Source organism: Bacteroides salyersiae, assembly GCF_031172035.1.
In the GTDB taxonomy this organism is placed as follows: domain Bacteria; phylum Bacteroidota; class Bacteroidia; order Bacteroidales; family Bacteroidaceae; genus Bacteroides; species Bacteroides salyersiae.
The window spans coordinates 1894616-1914779 of the sequence record NZ_CP133452.1; the positions used below are offsets into that span (position 1 = coordinate 1894616).

Consider the following 20164-nt stretch of genomic DNA (forward strand, 5'->3'; position numbering starts at 1 on the left):
TTAGACTTACTGACATAGGGCTGTCATAGAAGACGCTATCTTTGTATCAAAAAGTATTCAACTTAATATTATAGAATATGAAAAGATTATTTTTATGCTCATCATTTGCTGATGTTGCTAATCTATTTGTCGATTGTGCCAAAGAAGATTTGCAAGGGAAAATTATAGCTTTTATACCAACTGCAAGCCTTACAGAACCAATACGATTCTATGTAAAAAAGGGGAAAAAGGCTTTAGAAGAAGCAGGAATGATTGTTGAAGAAGTCGAGATTACCCAACTGCCCAAAGAGGAAATATCTTCTATATTGCATAAATGCGATTATATCTACATAACAGGTGGAAATACATTTTTCCTTTTGCAAGAGTTAAAAAGAAAAGGTGTTGATAAAATTATATCTAAACAAGTGAAATTGGGTAAACTGTATATTGGGGAATCTGCCGGAGCAATAATAGCCTCTCCCGATGCAGAATATATGAGAAGTGTGAATTTTGATCCAATAGAAAAGGCTCCTGAATTGAAAGACTGTACTTCTTTAGATTTGGTCGATTTTTATACGATTCCCCATTATGGAAATTTTCCATTCAAGAAAAAAGGTGAAAAGATAGTTCAACTATATAATGAGAAGTTGCAGCTTATTCCTATAAGTAATAAACAAGCTGTTATTATTGAAGATTCAAATATTCAAATTAAAGATGCAAAATGAATAGAATAGACCGTATTTCTGCTATATTGATTCAGTTACAATCGCACTCGTTAGTGAAAGCACAGCAAATTTCAGAACGTTTTAATATAAGCATTCGTACTGTATATCGAGATATAAGAACATTGGAAGAGGCAGGCATTCCTATCATAGGAAATCCCGGTATTGGTTATTCACTTGCAGAAGGATTCAAATTATCTCCTCTAATGTTTACTCAAAAAGAGGCTTTGTCCTTTTTGATTGCAGAGAAATTAGTACATGAACTAACTGATTCAAATAGCAACGAACATTATAAGTCTGGAATAGAAAAGATTAGGTCTGTCATGCGTTTTGCAGACAAAAATATGTTAGAAACAATGGAAAAGTGCATGTCTGTATTGGATACTTATAAATCATCTACCTATAAACCTGATATTCTTTTACTTATTTTACAAAGTATATACCAAAAAAGAATTATTGAAATATCTTATTTGGGAAGTAATGCGTTAAGTGTTTCAGAACGAAAGATTGAAGCTGTTGGAATTTTCTTTTCGAGAACTAACTGGTATCTAATAGGCTTTTATCTTCCCAAAGAAATCTATCTTACATTTCGGATAGATAGAATTCAAAAAATGCACATTCTTAATGAATTACAATCACGGGAACATCCTCCTTTGGAAAAATTCATACGCGAGTTTTATGATAAAGAAAAATTACATGAAATCGTTATAAGAATAGAAAAGAATAAAACCTCCATAATGAATGATGATAAATATTATTACGGATTAACATCTGAGAAAGAGATAGGGGATATGTTTGAGCTTCATTTTCTAACATTTTCAATCAGTAAGTTTGCACATTGGTATCTGTCTTTTGCAGATAGTGCAACTATAATAAGACCAGATTCTTTAAAATATGAAGTTAAAAATATTATCAATAACATTTCTATTTGATTGCTGTCAAATAGTATTTTTAATCGACTAAATGAAAAAAATATTCGACCAAAGATTTTTCCGCTTATTGTCGGAATGCTCACAACGTAAAGTGTCTGCATCTGAATTTGCAGAAGCTATCGAAGAATTGGCGACCCATGTAGCCGATTTCAGTATTACAGAACAAGATTATAGCATTTTACTCCGCTATTTCTCTTTTGGTTTGTATCGTCTTAAATCATACCGTGTATGGTTTGAGCAGGAAAAAAATATCCTATTTGTATCTAATTGATGAAGCGATAGGGCTATTGAATACCGAAATACGCCTAATCGAATGGCGTATCAAGTACCCGGAACAGTTGCAGCAACGCACCAACAAACAAGCCCTTTCCCCTCTCTATCTCGCTGACAGAACCACTCTTATCAATATCATGGAAATAGTTAGCGGGTTGTTCCTTTCCCAAAAGATTGTGTATCAAAATGGCAAGCCTGTTTATTTAGTGGACTTGACGAAAGCCTTTGAATGGCTTTTCAATATCAAGATAGGTGACTGTTACCAAAAGCATGAGGACGTGATAAAACGAAAGCCGGGCAAGCTGACAGAGTTTCTTAATGGACTGGCAGAGCTTATTCGCAAGGAACATGAAAAGAAAGGGTACAGATAACCAGCTGTTTATGACTTATTTATAGGGGATTCCATTAGTCCCCCTATAATTTCTTTGCACCTGTTTTCTGAACTTTGCTTCATCAATCGATTGACAGACCATAATGTATAATCAGAAAAATGAAGCAATCATGTATATAGAGAATGACGATTTCAGCGTATGGATGCAGAAGCTGTACGCCAAACTGGAAGAACTCTGCAAGGATGTACGGGTACTGCGCAATGCCGACAGGGTGCTGCCCGAAGATGACAACCTGCTGGATAATCAGGATTTGTGCCTGTTGTTCAAAGTAAGTATCAAGACCCTGCAACGCTACCGGGCTATCGGTGCGCTGCCGTACTTCACAATCAGCGGAAAAGTGTACTACAAGGCTTCCGATGTCCGGGAGTTCATTAAGGAGCGGTTCAGCGTCACCACGCTACGCCAGTTCGAGAAAGAACACTGCACGAAGAAAAAGAAGTGAATTAAAAAGCCGGGGCGGTTCTGCTCCGGCTTTGCTTTTGTTTTATGGCTTGCCTAATTTGTCGGCTTTCTCCCTTAGCTGCTCGGCTTGTTCGTTCAACAGCCTTGCCCGTTCCAACGTTTCCGCCTGTTTCCTGCTGCGGTATTCAAAGCCTTTCACCGAATCGGTCAGGCTTCGGATGAAAGCGTTGTCCCGTTCCCTGTTGAACTTCGTTTCCAGCAAATCAAGGCTGCTGCCGTCTGCCTTTCCTTTCATCAGGATATAGCGGTATTTTATATCATTGTCCTGTAACCACTGCATTTTTTGTATAAAACGTACATTCAACACAAGCGACACAAGACAAATGATTATCCCTGCTGAAAGAAGAAAGAACTTGGGTTTCAGGCAGGGAGTTACCCGGTATATCAGTTTTTCATGCCATGAAACGGGCGTTGTTTCCCCGGTCGGTGTATCATCAGCCGGGAACAACACCTTTAACCGCTCCTTGAAATATCGGTGCGAGGTCACGATAAGCCCCTTTATATCTTCAAGGTCTTGTTTTTGATTCTCGGACTGCCCTTTTCCGATACTGCCGATTTGGTTTAGAATCTCCTGCACCATGTTTTCAGTAATGCCGGATTTACTTTGCATTTCCGAAATGCGCTGTTCGATAACGTCCAGCCTGTTAATCGTTTCCTCCCGGCTGGCTGGCATTACCTGCTTCTCCTGCCGTTCTTTCAGTTCCGTAACCATGGAGAGAAGCCCCTCCAAAATTAAATTATCTTCCATGTCCCTATAATTTTAAGTGTCGTTTCTTTTTTCTCTTTTTCCTTTCACCGGGATTGTCGGGTGTTTCATCAGCCGGAGAGGACGGGGCGGAGAATAGACCGCCCAAGCCTGCCAGTAACGGACTGTCTGCTTTAAACGGTGTCCGTGTCGGTTCTTGAACAGGGACGGAAACCGTCTGTCGGTTGCTTCCGGCAGTGTTCAGTTCCGCATCCCCGAAACATTTATCCAGCTTGGAGAAACTGAAACTGCGGTCTATCTCCGAACCCTTGAACGTGTATTCACCTTTGGAAAAAGATATGCCCTGCACTTCGCCAGTCTGTCCCCTGTACTTGAAATGAATCCCGATACCCTTTTCTGCCAGTCGGGTTTGTAACTGCTGCCAGTTCCTTGATTTCCCGATTTCATCCTTTACGGCATTGTAAATCTCGTATTTGGATTTGTCCGGTTCTCTCAAACGGTGCTGCTTTACATGCTCCTTGCCTTTAGCGAAGTAAAGCCCGTGTTTGGCTTTCAGCTTCTTGCATACCTGCTCGTTGCGGTACATGTCGTTCCTGTCCGAAATGGTCTTGCCGTTGTTGTCTATACGGTTGAACACGATATGCACGTGCGGATGTTCCCGGTCTTGGTGGCGCACGATGATGTACTGCGTATCGGTGATTCTCATTTCACGCATATACTCCTGCGCAAGCTGTATCATTTTCCCGTCTGTCAGCTTGGGTGCGTCCACTGGGGAATAGCTTAGCGCAATATGTCCGACAGGCTTTTTCAGGTCGGGGTTCATCCCGGCTTGCAGTATGAAACTGCGTATGATGTCCCGGTTGCTTTCGGCTAACACTCCCTCCGCATGAAGTAAGGTAGCCTGTTCCTTGCCGAGTACATAGTTCACGCAGCCTTTAAATCCGCTTCCCTTTTTTATTTTTCCAATCATCCGACAGTTGGTTTATGATTTCAACAATCCTGTTTTTGAGTTTCACCAGTTCCACCGCTACCAGTGCGAACCCTCCGGCATTCGCCCGGTGCGCCAGCTGGTTGATGTTGTTGGCTTCCCCTGCCAGCTTGCGGATAGTGTCCGCATCCTGCCTGTTCAGTCGGGGCGTCACCTCTGCCGAAACGACAGCCTGCCGGACGTACTCGCTGACACGCAGCCCGGCTTCGGTGGCTCGCTTCCTGATTGCGTAGAACTGTAACTCGGTCAGTTTCGTGCTGACTACCCGGTTCTGCTTGTCTATCCGGCTTTTTGCCGGGCGACCTCCCGGTTTGTTCCTTATCCCTGTCATACGTTTTTGCTTTTAGGTGGTATCTTAAAAATTGCGACCAATGGGAGAAATTTTCTTTGCGTTTAGCAAAGCAAGGTGTTTCGGTAGACCGAAACATAACCTTGCTCTCCCTAATCACACAGCCTGCCGTCTGTTCATGCCGCCAGTCTTGCAGGTCACATCCTTAGCCCTCTCTTTCTTTTTTCACCCGGATTTTGTCTGTTATCCTGCTCCGGCTGGGGCTTGTCGGTAACTGTCAAGTCTTGGGATTGTTTCACTTTAAGGCTACGCAAATAGTCGTTCAGGTCATTGTGACCGCTGTACAGGTGTGATACGTCACGTACACGCCATTTGTATTCCTGCCTTATGGCTTCAACCGCTTTCCTCCCGGCTTCGTCATTGTCAAGCATACAATGTATATGCCCGTAATCAGCCAACGGATATAAGGCTTTATCCGTGTTGGCGGTGGAGTTTAGAATAACGTAGTCCTGCCAGTCGGTGCAGGGTATATCCGGACTTTTCTGTTGCCGGATAGTGAGGAATGAGAGGAAATCCAAAAAGCCCTCGAACACGAAACAGGTATCTCTCGGCTCTCCCTGCTGCCGTATATGGGTGATGTCTTTCGATGTGCTGCCCTTGAAACGGGGATTGCGAAGCTCGTAACCTCCTGAATCATTCCTAAACGCCAGCGCAAAATAAGGCTTGCCACCGATGCGGTAATACATTTCCTGCACGTAAGGGGATGCCGTTCCGGGAGAAATCCCCCTTTCCTGCAAATAGCGTATGAGTGCCGGATTCTGTAACGGCTGTATTCTGTGTATCTCTATCGGGCTGGCTGCTTGCCTTTTCGTCTCCCTTTCGGGCAGTTCTTTCCCGTGAAAGGAAAAAGAGGCGGTGTCGCCCTGTTCCAGTCGGCAGATAGCACCGTAGGCGTTGCACTGGTGTTGCTTCATTACAAGGTCGATGAGCGTCCCGCCCTCACCAGTTCCGTAGTCACACCATAGATTGGCGTTATAATCCACCTTGAAACTTGGCGTGTTGTCCTCCCGTAAGGGGCTGCGGTACATCCCGTAGCTTCCCTTTTCCTTGGCTGGCTGGATTCCCAAAGAGTTCAGGTAATCTTTGATACTGATATTGTTGGCTTCCTTGTAGGTCATAATTTTTATTTTTTGATATTCATTGATAAATTGCAGTAGCACAGTAAGAAGTCAGTAAGAAGAAAAGTCACCATGTTTCTGCGCATAATTCTTTTTTTTTCAGTGGATTATCTCTTATGCAGTAAGATAAGTAAGTTATTTCTTCAAAAGGAAATAGAAATACAGCCTTATATTCCTGCTTGCTCTTTTCTTGTTTTTCTTTTTTCCGGTTTTCCAAAAAGTTTTGGATTTTATCTTACTGCTTATTGTGTATTGTATAATAGGCTGATTTTTAACAGTTTGAGTGATTATGTGATACTTTTGCAGTAATTACTGCACGGCTACCTATCCGTAATCGTCATTTGTATAGGATGCAGGAATAGGCTTTATTCTGTACCCATATACCGAATAATTCTGTTTGTTGATACGTTTCTGCACTCGTTTGAACCCGGCTTTGCGCAACGCTTCCCCCAGCCGTTTTTCAGATAGCTGCATGGCGCATATATCCCGTAAACGTGTCAGTATTTGTGCCGTTGTCATAAAGAACAAGGGTTCTTCCTCCTCTGTCGGCTTCTCAAAATATTGTGTCAGCATTTCAAACTCGACCGTCTGCACCTCAAATCCTGCATTTGCTAAATGCAATTCTCTAATCTCCATATCATTGAACCAGTAGCGCACGCCCTGACGGTACAGGTACATGATTTCGGAATAGACGTTATCCATGTGAATACTTTCTGCCGTGGGCTTGTCTATGTGCAGTACCTCGAACGGCAAAAAACGCCTGCTGCCTGTCGGGTCGGTCAGGAACTCGTTGCCGTTCACCGAAGCCATGAAGCTGGCGAGGTGGGGGTATTCCTCTATGTAAACATCATACGGTCTGCGGTATTTCACTGCCGGGGTGGTGATAAGGTTCTTCAAGGCGTTCTCGTTCTGCTTGTTGAGTTCCTTTAGCTGGTCGTCAATGTTGATGAACAGGTATTCGGCTATCAGTGTCAGGATGTCTTTGCCCTGCGGGTCTATCTTTCCGGTGAACAGGTAGTTCTTAAGCGGTGTCGGGCAAAGGTTGTCCAGCCACCACGATTTGAACTGTCCCTGCTTGTCCCCGGTTAGCACTAGACAGGTATGATTCTGACACCCCGTGTCGTTCATTGCGTTGGCTACCACACCGATAAGCCATTTCGTGAAATATTCCTCCCATTTGCCGGGATTGGCTACCTGTACCGTGTTCAGAAGCCTGCCGATATGCCCATGTTCGGCAGGATTGAGAAGCGGCAGGGCGTTAAAGTATTCCCGTATGGGATGTACCTTTCTTGCGAAGTCGCTTTCCAGTATGGTACGGATGTTCTCGGCAGAGGTGACAATACCAGCGGTTGCGTCCAGCCTGCGCCTGAACGAGTTCAGGACAAATTTCGTAACGGGCTGGTACAAGTCCGAAGAACCCGCAGCCCGGTATTCCGTCCGGCTCTTTACGGTGTTGAACCGGAAATCGTACAGGACGTTCAACAGGCTTTCGATGCGCTCGTTCTTCGACTGCCAGCCCTCGATATGCCGTGTTTCATCATCTCTTTTCTTTTTCATCGAGAAGTCTGTTAGAAGCCGGGACATACTGCTGCTGCATCCACTTTTTGAGTTCCTCCATGTCGAAACGCAGGGTACGCCCACGCTTGACGCAGGGTATCAGTCCCTTGCTGGCTAAATGATACAGGTAATTGACCGAATACCCGGTTATGCCGCTGGCAACGGATATTTTGACTAACACAGGCTCTTTTCCGTCCTGCCGTTCTTCGGGCTGTGCGCCCACGACCGGGGCAATCATCTTTTCGATGTTCTCCAGCCGTTTGAAAATTTCTTCGAAAGGATTATTCATAGGTGCTTGTTTTTTGAATTAGCACCACAAATAAAATAAGAAAAATCGGTAAAAAACAAAGCGTCAGCCGTTTGGAATCGCTTTGCTGCGCTCTGCACCAAATTAATGTCGGTAAATAGAAAACGGCTTTGTGTTCATTACCTTACTTATTTAGTAAGTGGGGGAAACCGGGGTTTCTGTTCTCTTATTGTTTCTTTCCTGCTCGTTTGGGTTGGTGGTGGACATTTTTGGACACGCAAGGTCATTTGCGGACAGAAAGAAACAACCTGTCATTCAGTCTTATATATTTGCACCAGTGAAGAAAAACGGAGTATTGATAATAATAAATATATCGGTTATGGAAATAGTGACGATTGAAAAGAGAACCTTTGAACTTTGGAAACAGAGGTTTGAAAATTTTGTGGGGCGTGTGGATGCGCTCTGTGTGCCTTTACGCAGGAAGCGTGACAAGTGGCTGGATAACTGCGAGACCTGCCGTTTGCTGAATGTTTCAGCCCGGACGATGCAGACCTACCGTGATACGGGGAAACTGCCTTATTCGCAGATTAACAATAAGATTTACTATAAGGCTTCGGACGTGGAAACATTTCTGCTTAGCCAAGTAAGGGACAATTCTAAAAAGTAGGCGTATGGATTTGATAACGAAAGATTCCGAAACCACGCTGGTACTGTTTTCCTCCCTTGACAGGGTGCTGGAACACGTGGAGTACGTGGTAATGAACTATCGCCCGGTATTGAACGGTGAACACTACTTGACAGGCGAGGAAGTGTGCGAGCGGCTTTGCATCAGCAAACGGACGTTGCAGGATTACAGGGACACGGGACTGCTGGGATATGTGCAGCTTCCGGGAAAAATCATCTACCGGGAAAGCGAGATTTTAGACCTGCTGGAAAGGTATTACAGAAAATGAAATCTTGAAAACGTGAAATCTTGTTTTCTGTATTTATTGATTTATTGTTTGATTAATTAAAAGCCAGCAATCATGGTTTCTTGAAAACTGTGTTGCTGGCTTCTTCATGTTTATGCGGATAGTCTTTTCAATATCTTGTTAATTTTGAATTTTTATGAATGCTTTCCCATTTTGATTCTCTATAATTTTCATTGCAGGTGTTGATGAAAATGTATGAGTTGTAGCATGAAACACAGACAGAACTAAATCTTGTAATTGAGAGTCTTTTTCAAGATATTCTATTTTTAACCCTTTTGATTCTGCTTTTTCACGGGATATATGGCGACCATGACTTTTAAAGTTATCGTGATTAGCCAAAAAAGATGCTATATTCTCTATAATAGGAGCTTTGACATCTGGAGCTTCTGTTTTGAACATGAATCTATTAAGCCAATCTCTAATTAAGTTTTCAGACATTTTGATATAATTTTCACATTGTGTAATGACAGAAGGACCATATTGATTAAGTAATATAGCCCATGCTTGTTTATTGGGTTCGTTTACTTCTTGTAATGCTTTATAGAATTGGTCAATTATTGCTTTTGCAGGATTACTTGTGGGACCGTTAGGACTATTAATAATCAACTGTGGGTCTACGGGACCTATATTAGAATGTTTTCCCATGACAATACTAGCTCCTGAACATGCAATCATTGTGGCAGCAGACATTGCTATTTGGGGAATAATAACTCTTACTTCAGGAAATTGAGCATGCAAATATTCGACAATACCTTCTGCTGCTTCGGGAGAACCTCCCGGACTGTGTATAATTAAATCTACAGGCTTTTTTTCAAGTCCGTATGAAACTTCCATCATTCCTTGCACATCTTCCTCTGTTACCGAAAGTAATTCGGGAGCTCCACCTTTTTGGGTAAAAGCAGTTGCGTACAAAATAATATTTCTGTTTGTATATTTAGATAGTTCAGAAAGGTATTTGCGTCGAATAAAATCAAAAGGAGCAGAATTCCCTTGGGCACTTTCGACTTTTAATTCTGTTAATATTTCACTCCATGTTGGCATAATTGATTCGGTTTAGATTTAATGTTATATTCAATTGAAGAATTTGCAGAAACAGTGTCACTGACGGTTTTATAACGAGTTCCACTAGTTATTTCCCATTTTTGTTTTTCTTGCTCTTGCAATATTTGATATATCGCAGGATTATTTACTTTTAAGTTTTCTATGATTCTGTTCATGGCTGTTATAACGATTACTTTAAATGCAAATATAGGCCTTTTTCCTTTTAAAAGTTTACAATTCAGCATTAAAGTTGCTGAAAAATGATATTTTTCTCTCTACGTATTGCATATCCCTTAGTATCGTTTGGTCTAATACCTTTGCGTAGTGCTGCGTCATTCGGGTGGATGAATGCCCCAGCATTTTAGCCACGTTCGGCAGTGACACGTTGTTAGCCAGCGCAATAACCGAAGCAAAACTGTGCCGGGCTGTGTGCGTGGTCAGGTTCTTTTTAATACCGCAAAGGTCGGCAATCTCTTTCAGGTAGCTGTTCATCTTCTGATTGCAGGGAACGGGCAACAAAGTTCCTTTATCCATGCAGTAGGGGTTATCCTTATACTTTTCAAGTATCTGTTTGGGAATGCTCAAAAGCGGGATGTTACAGAGGTTGTTTGTCTTTTCACGGGGTTTCACTATCCACAGGTTGCCGTTGCTGTCCTCTGAAACGTGTTCGGGGCGTAAGTTATACACGTCTATGAATGCCAGCCCGGTATATACGCAGAAGATAAAAACATCCCGTACCAGTTCCAGCCGTTCAATCCTGAACTCTTTCTGCCATATCCGGTTTATCTCGGCTTGGCTTAGGAACTGTTTGTTTACCTCCACCTCGTGAAACTTGATTCCTGCAAACGGGTTCTTTGTCAGCCACTCGTTGGCAATGGCAAGGTTTATCACTTTCTTAAAACATTTCATGTACCGGATAACGGTATTCTGTGCGCAATGCTTCTCCGTCTTTAGGTATAAATCGAATTTGCGTACCAGTTCCCCGTTTACCTCACGCAGTAACATATCATCTACCTTGTAATCCCGTTTAACCAGTTCCATGAGGTATTTAAGGCAATTGTCGTAACGTCTTACGGTGATGTCGGCATAGTCTGTCCCGATTAGCTTCCGGCAGTTGTCATTATGTTCCTTGAATACATTATACAATGTCTTGAAAGTTTCGTCCTTTCCCTGATAGCGGTTCACTATGGCACGTGCGGAGATAATCTTTCCCTCCAGTTCCAAGTCTTGGTAAATCTGATAGAATTTCACACGCAGGGCGTCAATGTAATGGTTAAGTTCTACGGAGTTTCGGTCTTTGCCTGTCGATTTCTCTTTTTCCTGCGACCAAAGTGGGACTTTTACACTCCGCTTTAGTTGAAGTTCCACGTATAGGCGGTCATAAGTGACACGCACACGCACGGGTGCTTCCCCGTTTTTTAACAGTTTGCTACGCTTGATGAAGAACAACACGCTGAATCTTTTTCTTACCATACGGCTCAATTTTTAATGATACAAAGTTAGGAAATCGAACCGAGAACCCTGTTATGTAAAATAGTGCAACGTGCTGTAAAAGAATGAAGTAAATACCTCGCAGTGGAACATTTCGGGCTTTTAAAAACAGTCCCTTGAATAAGGACGTATGGTTTGCTTCAATCTCACTAATTTTGCCTATTCTTGGAAAAGAAAAATCCCTGAACTTCTTTGAAATTCAGGGATTTACATCGTTTTGCCTTCTTAAAAAGTGGTGCCACCAGGAATCGAACCGGGGACACAAGGATTTTCAGTCCTTTGCTCTACCAACTGAGCTATGGCACCTTTCTTGTTTGCGGGTGCAAAGATAGGTATATTTTTTAATACTGCAATATCTGGAGGGAAAAAATGTAATATTTTGGTTATATAATCTTTTTAAGAGCTATCGGTATTTTTCATATCCAATAAGAAAAGGAGGTATACCTAAACTAACTCAGGTATACCTCCTTTTTCTTCATGCCAAATAGTAAGTTTATGTTTTGGGAGTATTATCCTTGCTTGCAGCATTGTTTCCAACGTTGTTTGTAGAGGTGGACGATGCTGCCGGTGCATCGGTTGCTGCACTGGTTGCCGGAGCTGCTTTAGCCGTGGTAGCAGTTGCAGTAGCGGCGGCTACCGTTGCTGTGGCTGCTTGTGATTGAACTTGAGCTTGTTCTTCCCAATGGAAAGGTTCGAAGTTGCTGTTCGGATCTACCCATGACGGCTTTTTGGAAGCGTAGATGATAAACGGAGCTATCACTACGACAATTGCGCCGACAATAAGAACGGTGAACCATACGGTGTTGCTACCTGTGGAAATCTGGCTGGGCGGAATAAAGCTCAATATGAATGCGAGTAATGAACCGCAGAAACCGAGACCGCCGATAAGCCACATCAGGCCGTTGCCTTTCTTACCGATACGGAACGGACGATCTGTCTTCTTCATGTTATAACGCAGATAGATGGCGCCGGAGAACATGAGCAGGTACATGACCAGATAAAGGATTACTGTCAACTGTGACAGAATCTGGTAAAAGCTCTGTACGGAAGGCATGACGACGAAAAGAAGACTCAATACGGTTACGGCAATACCTTGTACGAAAAGAATGTTTTTCTGTACGCCTACCTTGTTGGTCTTCTGGAAGAACGGAGGCATATAACCGGCCTTACCTACGGCAAAGATACCTTTTGACGGACCGGCAACCCATGTCAATACACCGGCCAACACACCGAATGCCAATGCGATGGCGATGATCGGTGACAACCAGGAAGCGTGGATGTATTTGAAATAGTTATCAAAACCGACCAGCAAACTTTGTGTCAGACTGATGTCATTGGCGGGGATGATGATACCTAATGCGAAAGTTCCCAATACGAAGATGACTACTGTAATCAAAGCACCGATAAATACGGCTTTCGGATAGTTCTTAGTAGGGTTTTCCACATCTTTTACGTGGATACCGCCCATTTCCATACCGGCATAAAAAAGGAAGATACTTGCTGCAAGAACTACATTGTCGAATTTCGTGAAGTCGGGGAAGAAACTGCTGTGGAAGTCCAGGTTGGAGTGTCCACCGGTAGCCAGATAGACGATGCCGAGAATAATTAGCAGGGCTGCCGGGATGATGGTACCGACCATACCGCCGATTTTTGCAACTTTACCTACCCATCCCATACCTTTAAGAGAGATGAAAGTGGCAAGCCAGTAGATGATCAGTACGACAGCCAGCGTATAGTATTTATTACTTGCCAGTGACATGTCGTGAGCGTCATTCATTCCGATGAAGGCGATGGAAACGGCACCGAATGTCAGAACGGTAGGATACCAGATGGTACTTTCGATCCATTGCACCCAGATAGCCAGGAAACCGAACTTTTTGCCGTAGGCTTCACCTACCCAGCGGAATACACCGCCTTGCTTGTCTTGAAACATGGCAGCCAGTTCCGCTGCAACGAGCGAAGTCGGTATCAAAAAGACAATGGCTGCGAAAAGATAGTAGAAGGCCGAACTCATACCGTACACGGCCTCGGCAGGAAGTCCGCGTAGGGATACTACTGCCGTTACATTCATGATAGCCAGGGTGAATACCCCTAATTTTGCTACTTGTTTAATATTTGCCATAAGTTAAGGTTTTAAGTGAAAAATATTTTTAAGTCTGCTTTATAACAACATTAGGCAAGAGATGTTTTTGGAGGATAGCGTCAAACTTGGTTAATTAACATAAGGTAAGCTCTAAACAAAGCGGGCATATAGTTGTTTCTTCTGCATTGCAAGAATAAGATGTATAATTACTAAATAAGTAAGTTTATGAAAACTGCCCTTACTGATTTTGCGCTGCAAAAGAGGGGGATATATGGCATTTTGCATGTCATCATACTGTTACTGTCCCTCTTCTTGGTTATCAGCATTTCTGTGGATACATTCAAAGGTATCCCGTTTTACACACAGTCTCTGTACATGAAGGTACAGTTATGGATTTGTATCCTGTTCCTGTTCGACTTTATTCTCGAACTTTTTTTGTCGAAGGACAAACTGCGTTATTTCGGCACACATTTTCTTTTTCTATTGGTAGCTATCCCGTATCAGAATATTATAGCTTATATGGGTTGGACATTTTCGCCGGAGATTACCTACATGCTCCGGTTCATTCCCTTGGTGCGGGGAGGATATGCAATGGCAATCGTAGTGGGATGGCTGACGTATAACAAAGCATCCAGCCTGTTTATTTCTTATCTGACGATGCTATTGGCTACGGTTTATTTTGCCAGTCTGGCATTCTTCGTGATGGAGCATAAAGTGAATCCGTTGGTAGTGGGTTATGGGGATGCTCTTTGGTGGGCGTTTATGGATGTGACGACGGTCGGTTCCAATATTATTGCGGTGACTGCTACCGGACGGGTTTTGTCTGTACTGTTGGCTGCATTGGGAATGATGATGTTTCCGATATTCACAGTTTATGTCACCAGCTTGATTCAGAAGAAGAATAAAGAGAAGGATGAGTATTACGAACAGTTGGCGAGTGAAAAACAACAGCAGCAACAGCAACAACAGCCGGTAGCTGATAAATAATCATATGCCAATAAGCTAATATGCCAATGTGCCAATTCGTTGATGTGTCGATGCGCCGATGTATCCGGGGATGAAAAGCGGATTTGAGGAAAAGATATTAAATGCGTGACTAATCTGTCTTTTTGCTGGTGTATTACGGCGTTTTGTGACGGGTACTTTGCGGGTATAATTGTAACTGGAGAATAAACTGCATAACAAAATGAATAATAGTTGTTCTTTCTTGTATATTTTTGACCTTATCCGGATAAATATGCGATTTGTCCCGGTGTGTTAACTCGATTATCCCGGTATGTTAGGCTCGGTTCCTCTACGAGGAACGGTCCGAAACTCTACGGGAAACCATAAGAAGCTCTACGGGAAAAGTAAATTCCTTCATAAAGAACGCTTTTTTACGCTGGTTGGTTACGGAGTCTTGCTTGTAACCGAATGTGAAAAAGTAGGGTATAAACCTGAATTTGTAATAAATAGTATAGCTGTTGTAGATGATGGGGAGCTATCTGTTGTATTATTGATTGTATTTCGTGCAATCTGAATGAGTGAAGATGGAAATGGCGGTCGTTTTTGAAAGGTCTGCTTATATTGTTCCTGATGAATGGATTCTGCAGGGATAGGAATACCATTTTGACAATTTGTAAGTGGGAAGCATATAGGGGATAGCTCTGTATAGGAAGAATGATACTAAAAAGAGGCTACTGCCCTTATCGGGCAGTAACCTCTACAAAAAAAGGACAGAACTTTTATTCAACTACAGTAACTTGCTCGCCGTTGAATATATTCAACCCCAGCTTATTCATAATAAATTTGATTGCCAATTGAGCCTTTACGGAGTTGCCCGAACCATCCAGTGGAGGTGCAAAAGCGGAAATTCCCATTACGCCCGGCAATACACCCATTACACCGCCGCCTACACCGGTTTTAGCCGGAATACCGGAGGTATACATCCAGTCGCCCGTATGTTCATAGAAGCCCACGGAGGCAATCATCGACGTAATCTTCGGAGTCAGTTCGGTTTCGAAAACCTGTTTGTTTGTCACAGGATTTACCCCGTGATTTGCTATCGTACCGGCAGCTACGGACAACATTTCTGCTGTAACGCCCAGTGAACACTGACGCGTGTACAGATCGAGCGACATATCCGGATCATCGTAAATTCGATTGTAGTTCTTCAATAACCAGGCTATCGACCGGTTGTTGAAGTTGGTGGCAGATTCGGATTTGTACAGTTCGTCAATCAATTGCGGAGCATCGCCGCAAAGATCCGTAATATTCTCTACGATTGCATTCCATTTTTGGGTAGCTTCACCGACCGGTTGCACCATAGAGCAAGCGGAAATCGCTCCCGCATTGACCAACGGTGTAGAGGGATGATCGTTTTCCAGAAGGATAGCGATGATAGAGTTGAAGGGTAATCCGGTGGCATCGGCACCGATCATATCCAATATCTTCTGAGCACCGTATTGACGGAGAACCAGAATGGCCGTATGGACTTTGGATACCGATTCTATGCCGAAACGGTAATTGTAATCACCTATTGTGATTTTCTGGCCATTCAGCAGGCAGATACTAATACCGAACAGGTTCTTGTCGATATTGGCAAGGTAGGGGATGTAGTCGGCATTCTTTCCGTCCGTGTTGCCCTTCACCTGCTCATAAGCCTGTTGTGCCACCTCTTTTATTTGAGATATAGAAATCTTTTTCATAAGATAAAACATTTTTGGATTTACGATTGGACGATTGACGATTTACGGTTGAAAGCACTCCTTGAAATGATTCTACAGAGATACTCCAATCGTAAATCACTTCACTTTAGAGATACTCCAATCGTAAATCGTCAATTGTCTAATTGTAAATAATTTTATTTTTTAGTCGCTTGTGGCTTACCTGTATGGTTGAATACCTTTGTGGCTACCGGCAGATTCTTATCTTGGGCGATACGTGTGGTAGTAGGATATTCCAGTTTTTCCAATTCGGTAATGGCGTTCTTGATGTCACCTAACAGCATATCTGCCATATCACGGCTGAATCCTTGACGGACAACGATACGCATCACTACATAATCTTCTAATTTGGACGGCAAGGTATAAGCCGGAACCATCCATCCGCTCTGAGCCAGTTTGTCTTGCAAATCATACAAAGTCCATTTGGCATCCTTGGCATATTCCGGTTTCATGTACCAGATAAACAATGGGTTCACTACGTCTTCTGAGTAGTTGACGAACGGAGTCATCTTGGCAATCTCACCGTGGAGATACTTGGCGATCATCAATGAGTTGTACTGTACTTCTTTATATCCCTGGAATCCCAAACGGATAAATTGATAGTATTGTCCCAAAATCTGGGCAGCCGGACGAGAGAAGTTCAGGCCTACCTGTGTGATGTTGGCACCTAAGTAATTGACGCTGAATGACATTTCTTCGGGAAGATATTCTTTGCCTTTCCAGCAAACCCAACCGAGACCCGGATAAACCAAGCCGAACTTATGACCGGAGGTACTGATGGAGAGTACCCATTTCAAACGGAAGTCCCATTTGATTTCCGGATACAGGAACGGAAGGATAAAACCGCCACTTGCAGCATCTACGTGGATAGGAATGTCGTAGCCGGTTTTGGCATTGTAAGCATCGAGCGCTTTGTCGAGTGCTTCTACGTCGTCATTCAATCCTGTCCATGTAACGCCCTGGATAGGAACAATACAGATGGTGTTTTCATCACACATCTTCAATGCTTCTTCCGGATCAAGGGTTGTCTTTTCCAGTGTCAAAGGCACTTCGCGCATTTCGATCTGCCACAGTTGGGCAAATTTTTCCCATACTACCTGGAAGCCGGTAGAAATAACAAAATTCGGTTTGTCTACGGGTTTACCCTGAGCCTGACGTTTTTTGCGCCAGCGTAACCATGCAGCGACACCACCCAACATACAAGCTTCTGAAGAACCGATAGCTAATGCACCGGTTTTCCAGTCGTCTTTTTCCGGAGTATTCCACAGGTTGGCCATGATGTTGATGCATTTACCGTTCATTACAGCGATACGGGGATATTCTGTTTCATCGATGTAGTTGATATTGATGGCTTCATTCATCAGTTTGGTGGCATATTCGTCCATGTAAGTGGTGACGAAAGTAGCCAGGTTCAGTCGGGGCTGAGTCTGTGCGAATGTTTCATCTTTTACCATTTGGTAGGCGATTTCCGGAGTGGTCGGCCCGTCAGGTATTTTTTCTACCGGAGAGGGTTGCAACATTCTGTTTGAACCAAATACATCAGTCTTGGCATCACCGTTTCTAAAATTTAAATCTTCCATTTTACTATTGTTTTTAGTTAGGTTTAGGCGATGGGGATTTTCCCCGTCGAATTTCCCACAACAACAGCACCGGTTTTTTAAAGTTTAGCCGTTTTGCATTATTTTGCGTTTATTGTACTTCCCGTGCGGAGTTGAACATTCCGGGCATCACGTTGTTCTTTTCAAATCCAAACCTCAAATATAGAAGCGAATATGAGAATACAAACAGGAAGGGGAACGATTCCTCTTATAACGCTTATCGGCATTTGGTCCATTTCGGCTCTTAATGCTTTGCCCGGTTTAGCCGTTACGCCTATCCTCGGGAAACTATCTGTCATCTTTCCTCATTCTACCGAACTGGATGTGCAGATGCTTTCATCCTTACCCTCTCTTTTGATTATCCCGTTTATCATTCTGGCGGGAAAATTGACGGAGAAAGTGAACTTTATCCGCCTGTTACAGGTGGGGCTCGCTATTTTTGCTTTAAGCGGTATTCTTTATTTGTTTGCCGGTAAGATGTGGCAACTTATCGCTATCAGTGCCATGCTCGGTGTTGGTTCGGGGATGATTATACCACTCTCTACCGGACTTATTTCCAAATACTTTGTCGGTCCGTACCGGGTGAAACAGTTCGGGTTCAGTTCTGCCATTACGAACATAACATTGGTGGTAGCTACTGCCGTTACCGGGTATCTGGCTGAGGTAAACTGGCATTTACCGTTTGTGGTTTATTTGTTTCCTTTGGTATCGCTGGTACTGTCGGTTTATCTCCGGCGCAGCATGATCAGTGAGGAAGGGAGTGCTTCGATTGCGAATGACGAAAAGGAGGAGACTGGTGTGCCACCGATCGATCCGGAAGTCGGGAAGTCCAAATACGGAGTGAATATCAAACATCTTTTGCAGGTTATGATGTTCTACGGGTTGTCTACTTATCTGGCGCTTATCGTAACTTTCAATCTTCCTTTTTTAATGGAAGAATATCACTTTTCGAGTGGTGATTCCGGTGTTATGATTTCGCTCTTTTTTCTCGCTATTATGGCTCCCGGTCTTTTCTTGAACCGTATTGTGGGGCTTTTTCGTGAGAAAACAAAGTTTTATAGTTTGCTGTGTATTGCTGTCGGGCTGGCACTGATCTGGATATCTCCGAAAGAGTGGGTGATAGCTCCGGGATGTATTCTTGTGGGATTGGGGTATGGGGTGATACAACCTGTCATATACGATAAGACCACCCATACGGCTGTTCCGAAGAAAGCGACGCTGGCGTTGGCTTTTGTGATGATGATGAATTATTTAGCCATTTTACTCTGTCCGTTTATTATCGATTTCTTCCAATCGACGGTATTCCACATCAAGTCTCAACAGTTCGCTTTTGTGTTCAATCTTTGTATCACATTGGTAGCTTTGATATGGGCTTATTGCAAACGGAACACTTTCTTGTTTAAGGAATAATGAATAATTTGCCAATGTGCCAATATGCCAATGTGCCAATGTGCCAATTACCATGCGGCATGATAGCGCAGCCAATTGGCACATTGGCATATTGGCAAATTGGCACATTATTAAATTAGCAATTTATTAAAATTAATAAGTATGAAGAATAAAAAATTGGAAGCTAATCTTAGCATGGCTATATCGAAAGTATTCAGCGGGTTGAATATGAATGCCCTTAAATTTCTGCTTCCTCTTTGGATGAGTCCATTGACGGGAGCTACGATTCGTTGTACTTTTGCAGCAGTTGCTTTTTGGGTAATCGGGTGGTTCTCCGCACCGGAAGAAAAAACAAGTCGGAAGGATAAGTGGCTGTTGTTTCTTTTGGGAGTAGTGGGGCTTTATGGCTTTATGTTTCTTTATCTGGTAGGTCTTAGTAAGACTACTCCTGTATCGAGTTCTATTTTTACGAGTTTACAACCGATCTGGGTGTTTCTTATCATGATCTTTTTCTTCCATGAGAAGGCTACTGCTCCGAAAATTATCGGTATATCTATTGCTTTGGTGGGTGCCCTTGTCTGTATTTTGACTCAGCAGAGTGATGATCTGGCCTCAGATGCTTTTACGGGAAATATGTTGTGCCTTTTCAGTTCGGTGGTCTATGCCGTTTATTTGGTGGCAAGCCAGCGTATTCTTTCGGCGGTAGGGCCTGTCACGATGCTGAAATATACTTTTAGTGGTGCGGCCTTTTCCGGTATAATTGTTTCATTGATTACCGGATTTGATGCTCCGGTGCTTTCAATGCCTTTCCATTGGCTTCCTTTTGCGGTATTGATGTTTGTACTTATTTTCCCTACGACCCTCAGTTATATGCTGTTGCCGGTCGGGTTGAAATATTTGAAGACGACAGTGGTTGCCATTTATGGTTATCTGATATTGATCGTGGCTACCATAGTTTCCTTGATTTTGGGGCAAGACCGGTTCAGTTGGACGCAGACCTTTGCTATTCTTTTTATTTGTGTCGGGGTTTATCTGGTAGAAGTGGCGGAGAGTAAAGATAAGGCCATACCAAAATGAGAGAGCCCGGCGCAATACCGGACTCTTCCTATAATCGGGTACTATTTAAACCCATCCAACTTTTGGGGCGATTCACCTTTGGTG

At 43.1% G+C, this 20164-nt stretch carries 22 protein-coding genes and 1 tRNA gene; 10 read left to right on the forward strand and 13 right to left on the reverse strand.

What is annotated here, in order from left to right:
- Nucleotides 1-77: 77 nt before the first annotated feature.
- From RB604_RS06890 to RB604_RS06910, 5 genes are all read left to right on the forward strand, one after another.
- A complete protein-coding gene (locus tag RB604_RS06890; protein ID WP_004315354.1) occupies nucleotides 78-704 on the forward strand; it encodes a Type 1 glutamine amidotransferase-like domain-containing protein in 627 nt (208 codons plus the stop codon).
- Nucleotides 701-1633 carry a helix-turn-helix transcriptional regulator gene (locus RB604_RS06895; protein WP_004315355.1) on the forward strand — a complete coding sequence of 311 codons (933 nt, stop codon included), beginning with the start codon at nucleotides 701-703 and terminating at the stop codon, nucleotides 1631-1633. Before RB604_RS06890 ends, RB604_RS06895 begins: the two co-directional genes overlap by 4 nt.
- 31 nt (nucleotides 1634-1664) lie before the next feature.
- On the forward strand, nucleotides 1665-1904 hold the full coding sequence (locus RB604_RS06900) for a hypothetical protein (protein WP_025866770.1): 240 nt from the start codon (nucleotides 1665-1667) through the stop codon (nucleotides 1902-1904).
- Nucleotides 1858-2277, forward strand: a complete 420-nt coding sequence (locus RB604_RS06905) for an RteC domain-containing protein (RefSeq protein ID WP_025866771.1) — start codon at nucleotides 1858-1860, stop codon at nucleotides 2275-2277. The genes RB604_RS06900 and RB604_RS06905 overlap by 47 nt, the downstream gene beginning before the upstream one ends.
- 130 nt (nucleotides 2278-2407) lie before the next feature.
- On the forward strand, nucleotides 2408-2740 hold the full coding sequence (locus RB604_RS06910; RefSeq protein ID WP_005646002.1) for a helix-turn-helix domain-containing protein: 333 nt from the start codon (nucleotides 2408-2410) through the stop codon (nucleotides 2738-2740).
- 42 nt (nucleotides 2741-2782) lie between these two features.
- Here RB604_RS06910 and RB604_RS06915 read toward each other — a convergent pair whose 3' ends face one another.
- The 6 genes from RB604_RS06915 to RB604_RS06940 all read right to left on the reverse strand — a co-directional run bounded on the left by RB604_RS06915 (nucleotide 2783) and on the right by RB604_RS06940 (nucleotide 7767).
- Nucleotides 2783-3508 (reverse strand): hypothetical protein, encoded by a 726-nt coding sequence (locus RB604_RS06915; RefSeq protein ID WP_118429340.1) that lies wholly within the window; start codon nucleotides 3506-3508, stop codon nucleotides 2783-2785.
- A gap of 4 nt (nucleotides 3509-3512) precedes the next feature.
- Nucleotides 3513-4436 (reverse strand): relaxase/mobilization nuclease domain-containing protein, encoded by a 924-nt coding sequence (locus tag RB604_RS06920; protein ID WP_025866772.1) that lies wholly within the window; start codon nucleotides 4434-4436, stop codon nucleotides 3513-3515.
- Nucleotides 4402-4785, reverse strand: coding sequence for a MobC family plasmid mobilization relaxosome protein (locus tag RB604_RS06925; protein ID WP_005645888.1), 384 nt, complete (start codon nucleotides 4783-4785; stop codon nucleotides 4402-4404). The genes RB604_RS06920 and RB604_RS06925 overlap by 35 nt, the downstream gene beginning before the upstream one ends.
- Before the next feature lie 155 nt (nucleotides 4786-4940).
- Nucleotides 4941-5921, reverse strand: coding sequence for a toprim domain-containing protein (locus RB604_RS06930; RefSeq protein WP_032586345.1), 981 nt, complete (start codon nucleotides 5919-5921; stop codon nucleotides 4941-4943).
- A gap of 324 nt (nucleotides 5922-6245) precedes the next feature.
- The gene (locus RB604_RS06935; RefSeq protein WP_118429339.1) at nucleotides 6246-7478 is read right to left on the reverse strand and encodes a virulence-associated E family protein; all 1233 of its coding nucleotides are present in this window, start codon (nucleotides 7476-7478) and stop codon (nucleotides 6246-6248) included.
- Complete coding sequence (locus tag RB604_RS06940) at nucleotides 7459-7767, reverse strand: helix-turn-helix domain-containing protein (protein WP_117887908.1); 309 nt, start codon at nucleotides 7765-7767, stop codon at nucleotides 7459-7461. Before RB604_RS06940 ends, RB604_RS06935 begins: the two co-directional genes overlap by 20 nt.
- Nucleotides 7768-8104: 337 nt before the next feature.
- Here RB604_RS06940 and RB604_RS06945 point away from each other — a divergent pair, with 337 nt between their 5' ends.
- Together RB604_RS06945 and RB604_RS06950 are read left to right on the forward strand one after the other, a co-directional pair.
- On the forward strand, nucleotides 8105-8392 hold the full coding sequence (locus RB604_RS06945; RefSeq protein WP_025866775.1) for a helix-turn-helix domain-containing protein: 288 nt from the start codon (nucleotides 8105-8107) through the stop codon (nucleotides 8390-8392).
- A 4-nt stretch (nucleotides 8393-8396) separates the two neighbouring features.
- Complete coding sequence (locus RB604_RS06950; protein WP_025866776.1) at nucleotides 8397-8678, forward strand: helix-turn-helix domain-containing protein; 282 nt, start codon at nucleotides 8397-8399, stop codon at nucleotides 8676-8678.
- Nucleotides 8679-8816: 138 nt separating this feature from the next.
- Here the strand turns inward: RB604_RS06950 and RB604_RS06955 are convergent, their stop codons facing one another.
- From RB604_RS06955 to gadC, 5 genes are all read right to left on the reverse strand, one after another.
- A complete protein-coding gene (locus RB604_RS06955; protein WP_005645877.1) occupies nucleotides 8817-9737 on the reverse strand; it encodes an SDH family Clp fold serine proteinase in 921 nt (306 codons plus the stop codon).
- Nucleotides 9713-9913 carry a hypothetical protein gene (locus RB604_RS06960; protein ID WP_005645875.1) on the reverse strand — a complete coding sequence of 67 codons (201 nt, stop codon included), beginning with the start codon at nucleotides 9911-9913 and terminating at the stop codon, nucleotides 9713-9715. The genes RB604_RS06955 and RB604_RS06960 overlap by 25 nt, the downstream gene beginning before the upstream one ends.
- A gap of 55 nt (nucleotides 9914-9968) precedes the next feature.
- On the reverse strand, nucleotides 9969-11210 hold the full coding sequence (locus tag RB604_RS06965; protein ID WP_309009172.1) for a site-specific integrase: 1242 nt from the start codon (nucleotides 11208-11210) through the stop codon (nucleotides 9969-9971).
- A gap of 251 nt (nucleotides 11211-11461) precedes the next feature.
- Nucleotides 11462-11534, reverse strand: a tRNA-Phe gene (locus RB604_RS06970).
- A 187-nt stretch (nucleotides 11535-11721) separates the two neighbouring features.
- Nucleotides 11722-13350 carry a glutamine/gamma-aminobutyrate antiporter GadC gene (gene gadC, locus RB604_RS06975; protein WP_122282110.1) on the reverse strand — a complete coding sequence of 543 codons (1629 nt, stop codon included), beginning with the start codon at nucleotides 13348-13350 and terminating at the stop codon, nucleotides 11722-11724.
- A gap of 186 nt (nucleotides 13351-13536) precedes the next feature.
- Between gadC and RB604_RS06980 the strand changes: the two genes are divergently transcribed.
- Nucleotides 13537-14298, forward strand: coding sequence for a potassium channel family protein (locus tag RB604_RS06980; RefSeq protein ID WP_005926550.1), 762 nt, complete (start codon nucleotides 13537-13539; stop codon nucleotides 14296-14298).
- 737 nt (nucleotides 14299-15035) lie between these two features.
- On the opposite strand, the gene glsA is transcribed toward RB604_RS06980, so the two are convergent.
- Together glsA and gad are read right to left on the reverse strand one after the other, a co-directional pair.
- On the reverse strand, nucleotides 15036-15998 hold the full coding sequence (glsA, locus tag RB604_RS06985) for a glutaminase A (RefSeq protein ID WP_007478908.1): 963 nt from the start codon (nucleotides 15996-15998) through the stop codon (nucleotides 15036-15038).
- A gap of 155 nt (nucleotides 15999-16153) precedes the next feature.
- On the reverse strand, nucleotides 16154-17596 hold the full coding sequence (gene gad, locus RB604_RS06990) for a glutamate decarboxylase (RefSeq protein WP_007478907.1): 1443 nt from the start codon (nucleotides 17594-17596) through the stop codon (nucleotides 16154-16156).
- A gap of 192 nt (nucleotides 17597-17788) precedes the next feature.
- Between gad and RB604_RS06995 the strand changes: the two genes are divergently transcribed.
- Both RB604_RS06995 and RB604_RS07000 read left to right on the forward strand, forming a co-directional pair.
- Nucleotides 17789-19024 carry an MFS transporter gene (locus RB604_RS06995; protein ID WP_005926538.1) on the forward strand — a complete coding sequence of 412 codons (1236 nt, stop codon included), beginning with the start codon at nucleotides 17789-17791 and terminating at the stop codon, nucleotides 19022-19024.
- A 141-nt stretch (nucleotides 19025-19165) separates the two neighbouring features.
- Nucleotides 19166-20080 (forward strand): DMT family transporter, encoded by a 915-nt coding sequence (locus tag RB604_RS07000; protein WP_055293437.1) that lies wholly within the window; start codon nucleotides 19166-19168, stop codon nucleotides 20078-20080.
- The last annotated feature ends 84 nt before the right edge of the window (nucleotides 20081-20164 follow it).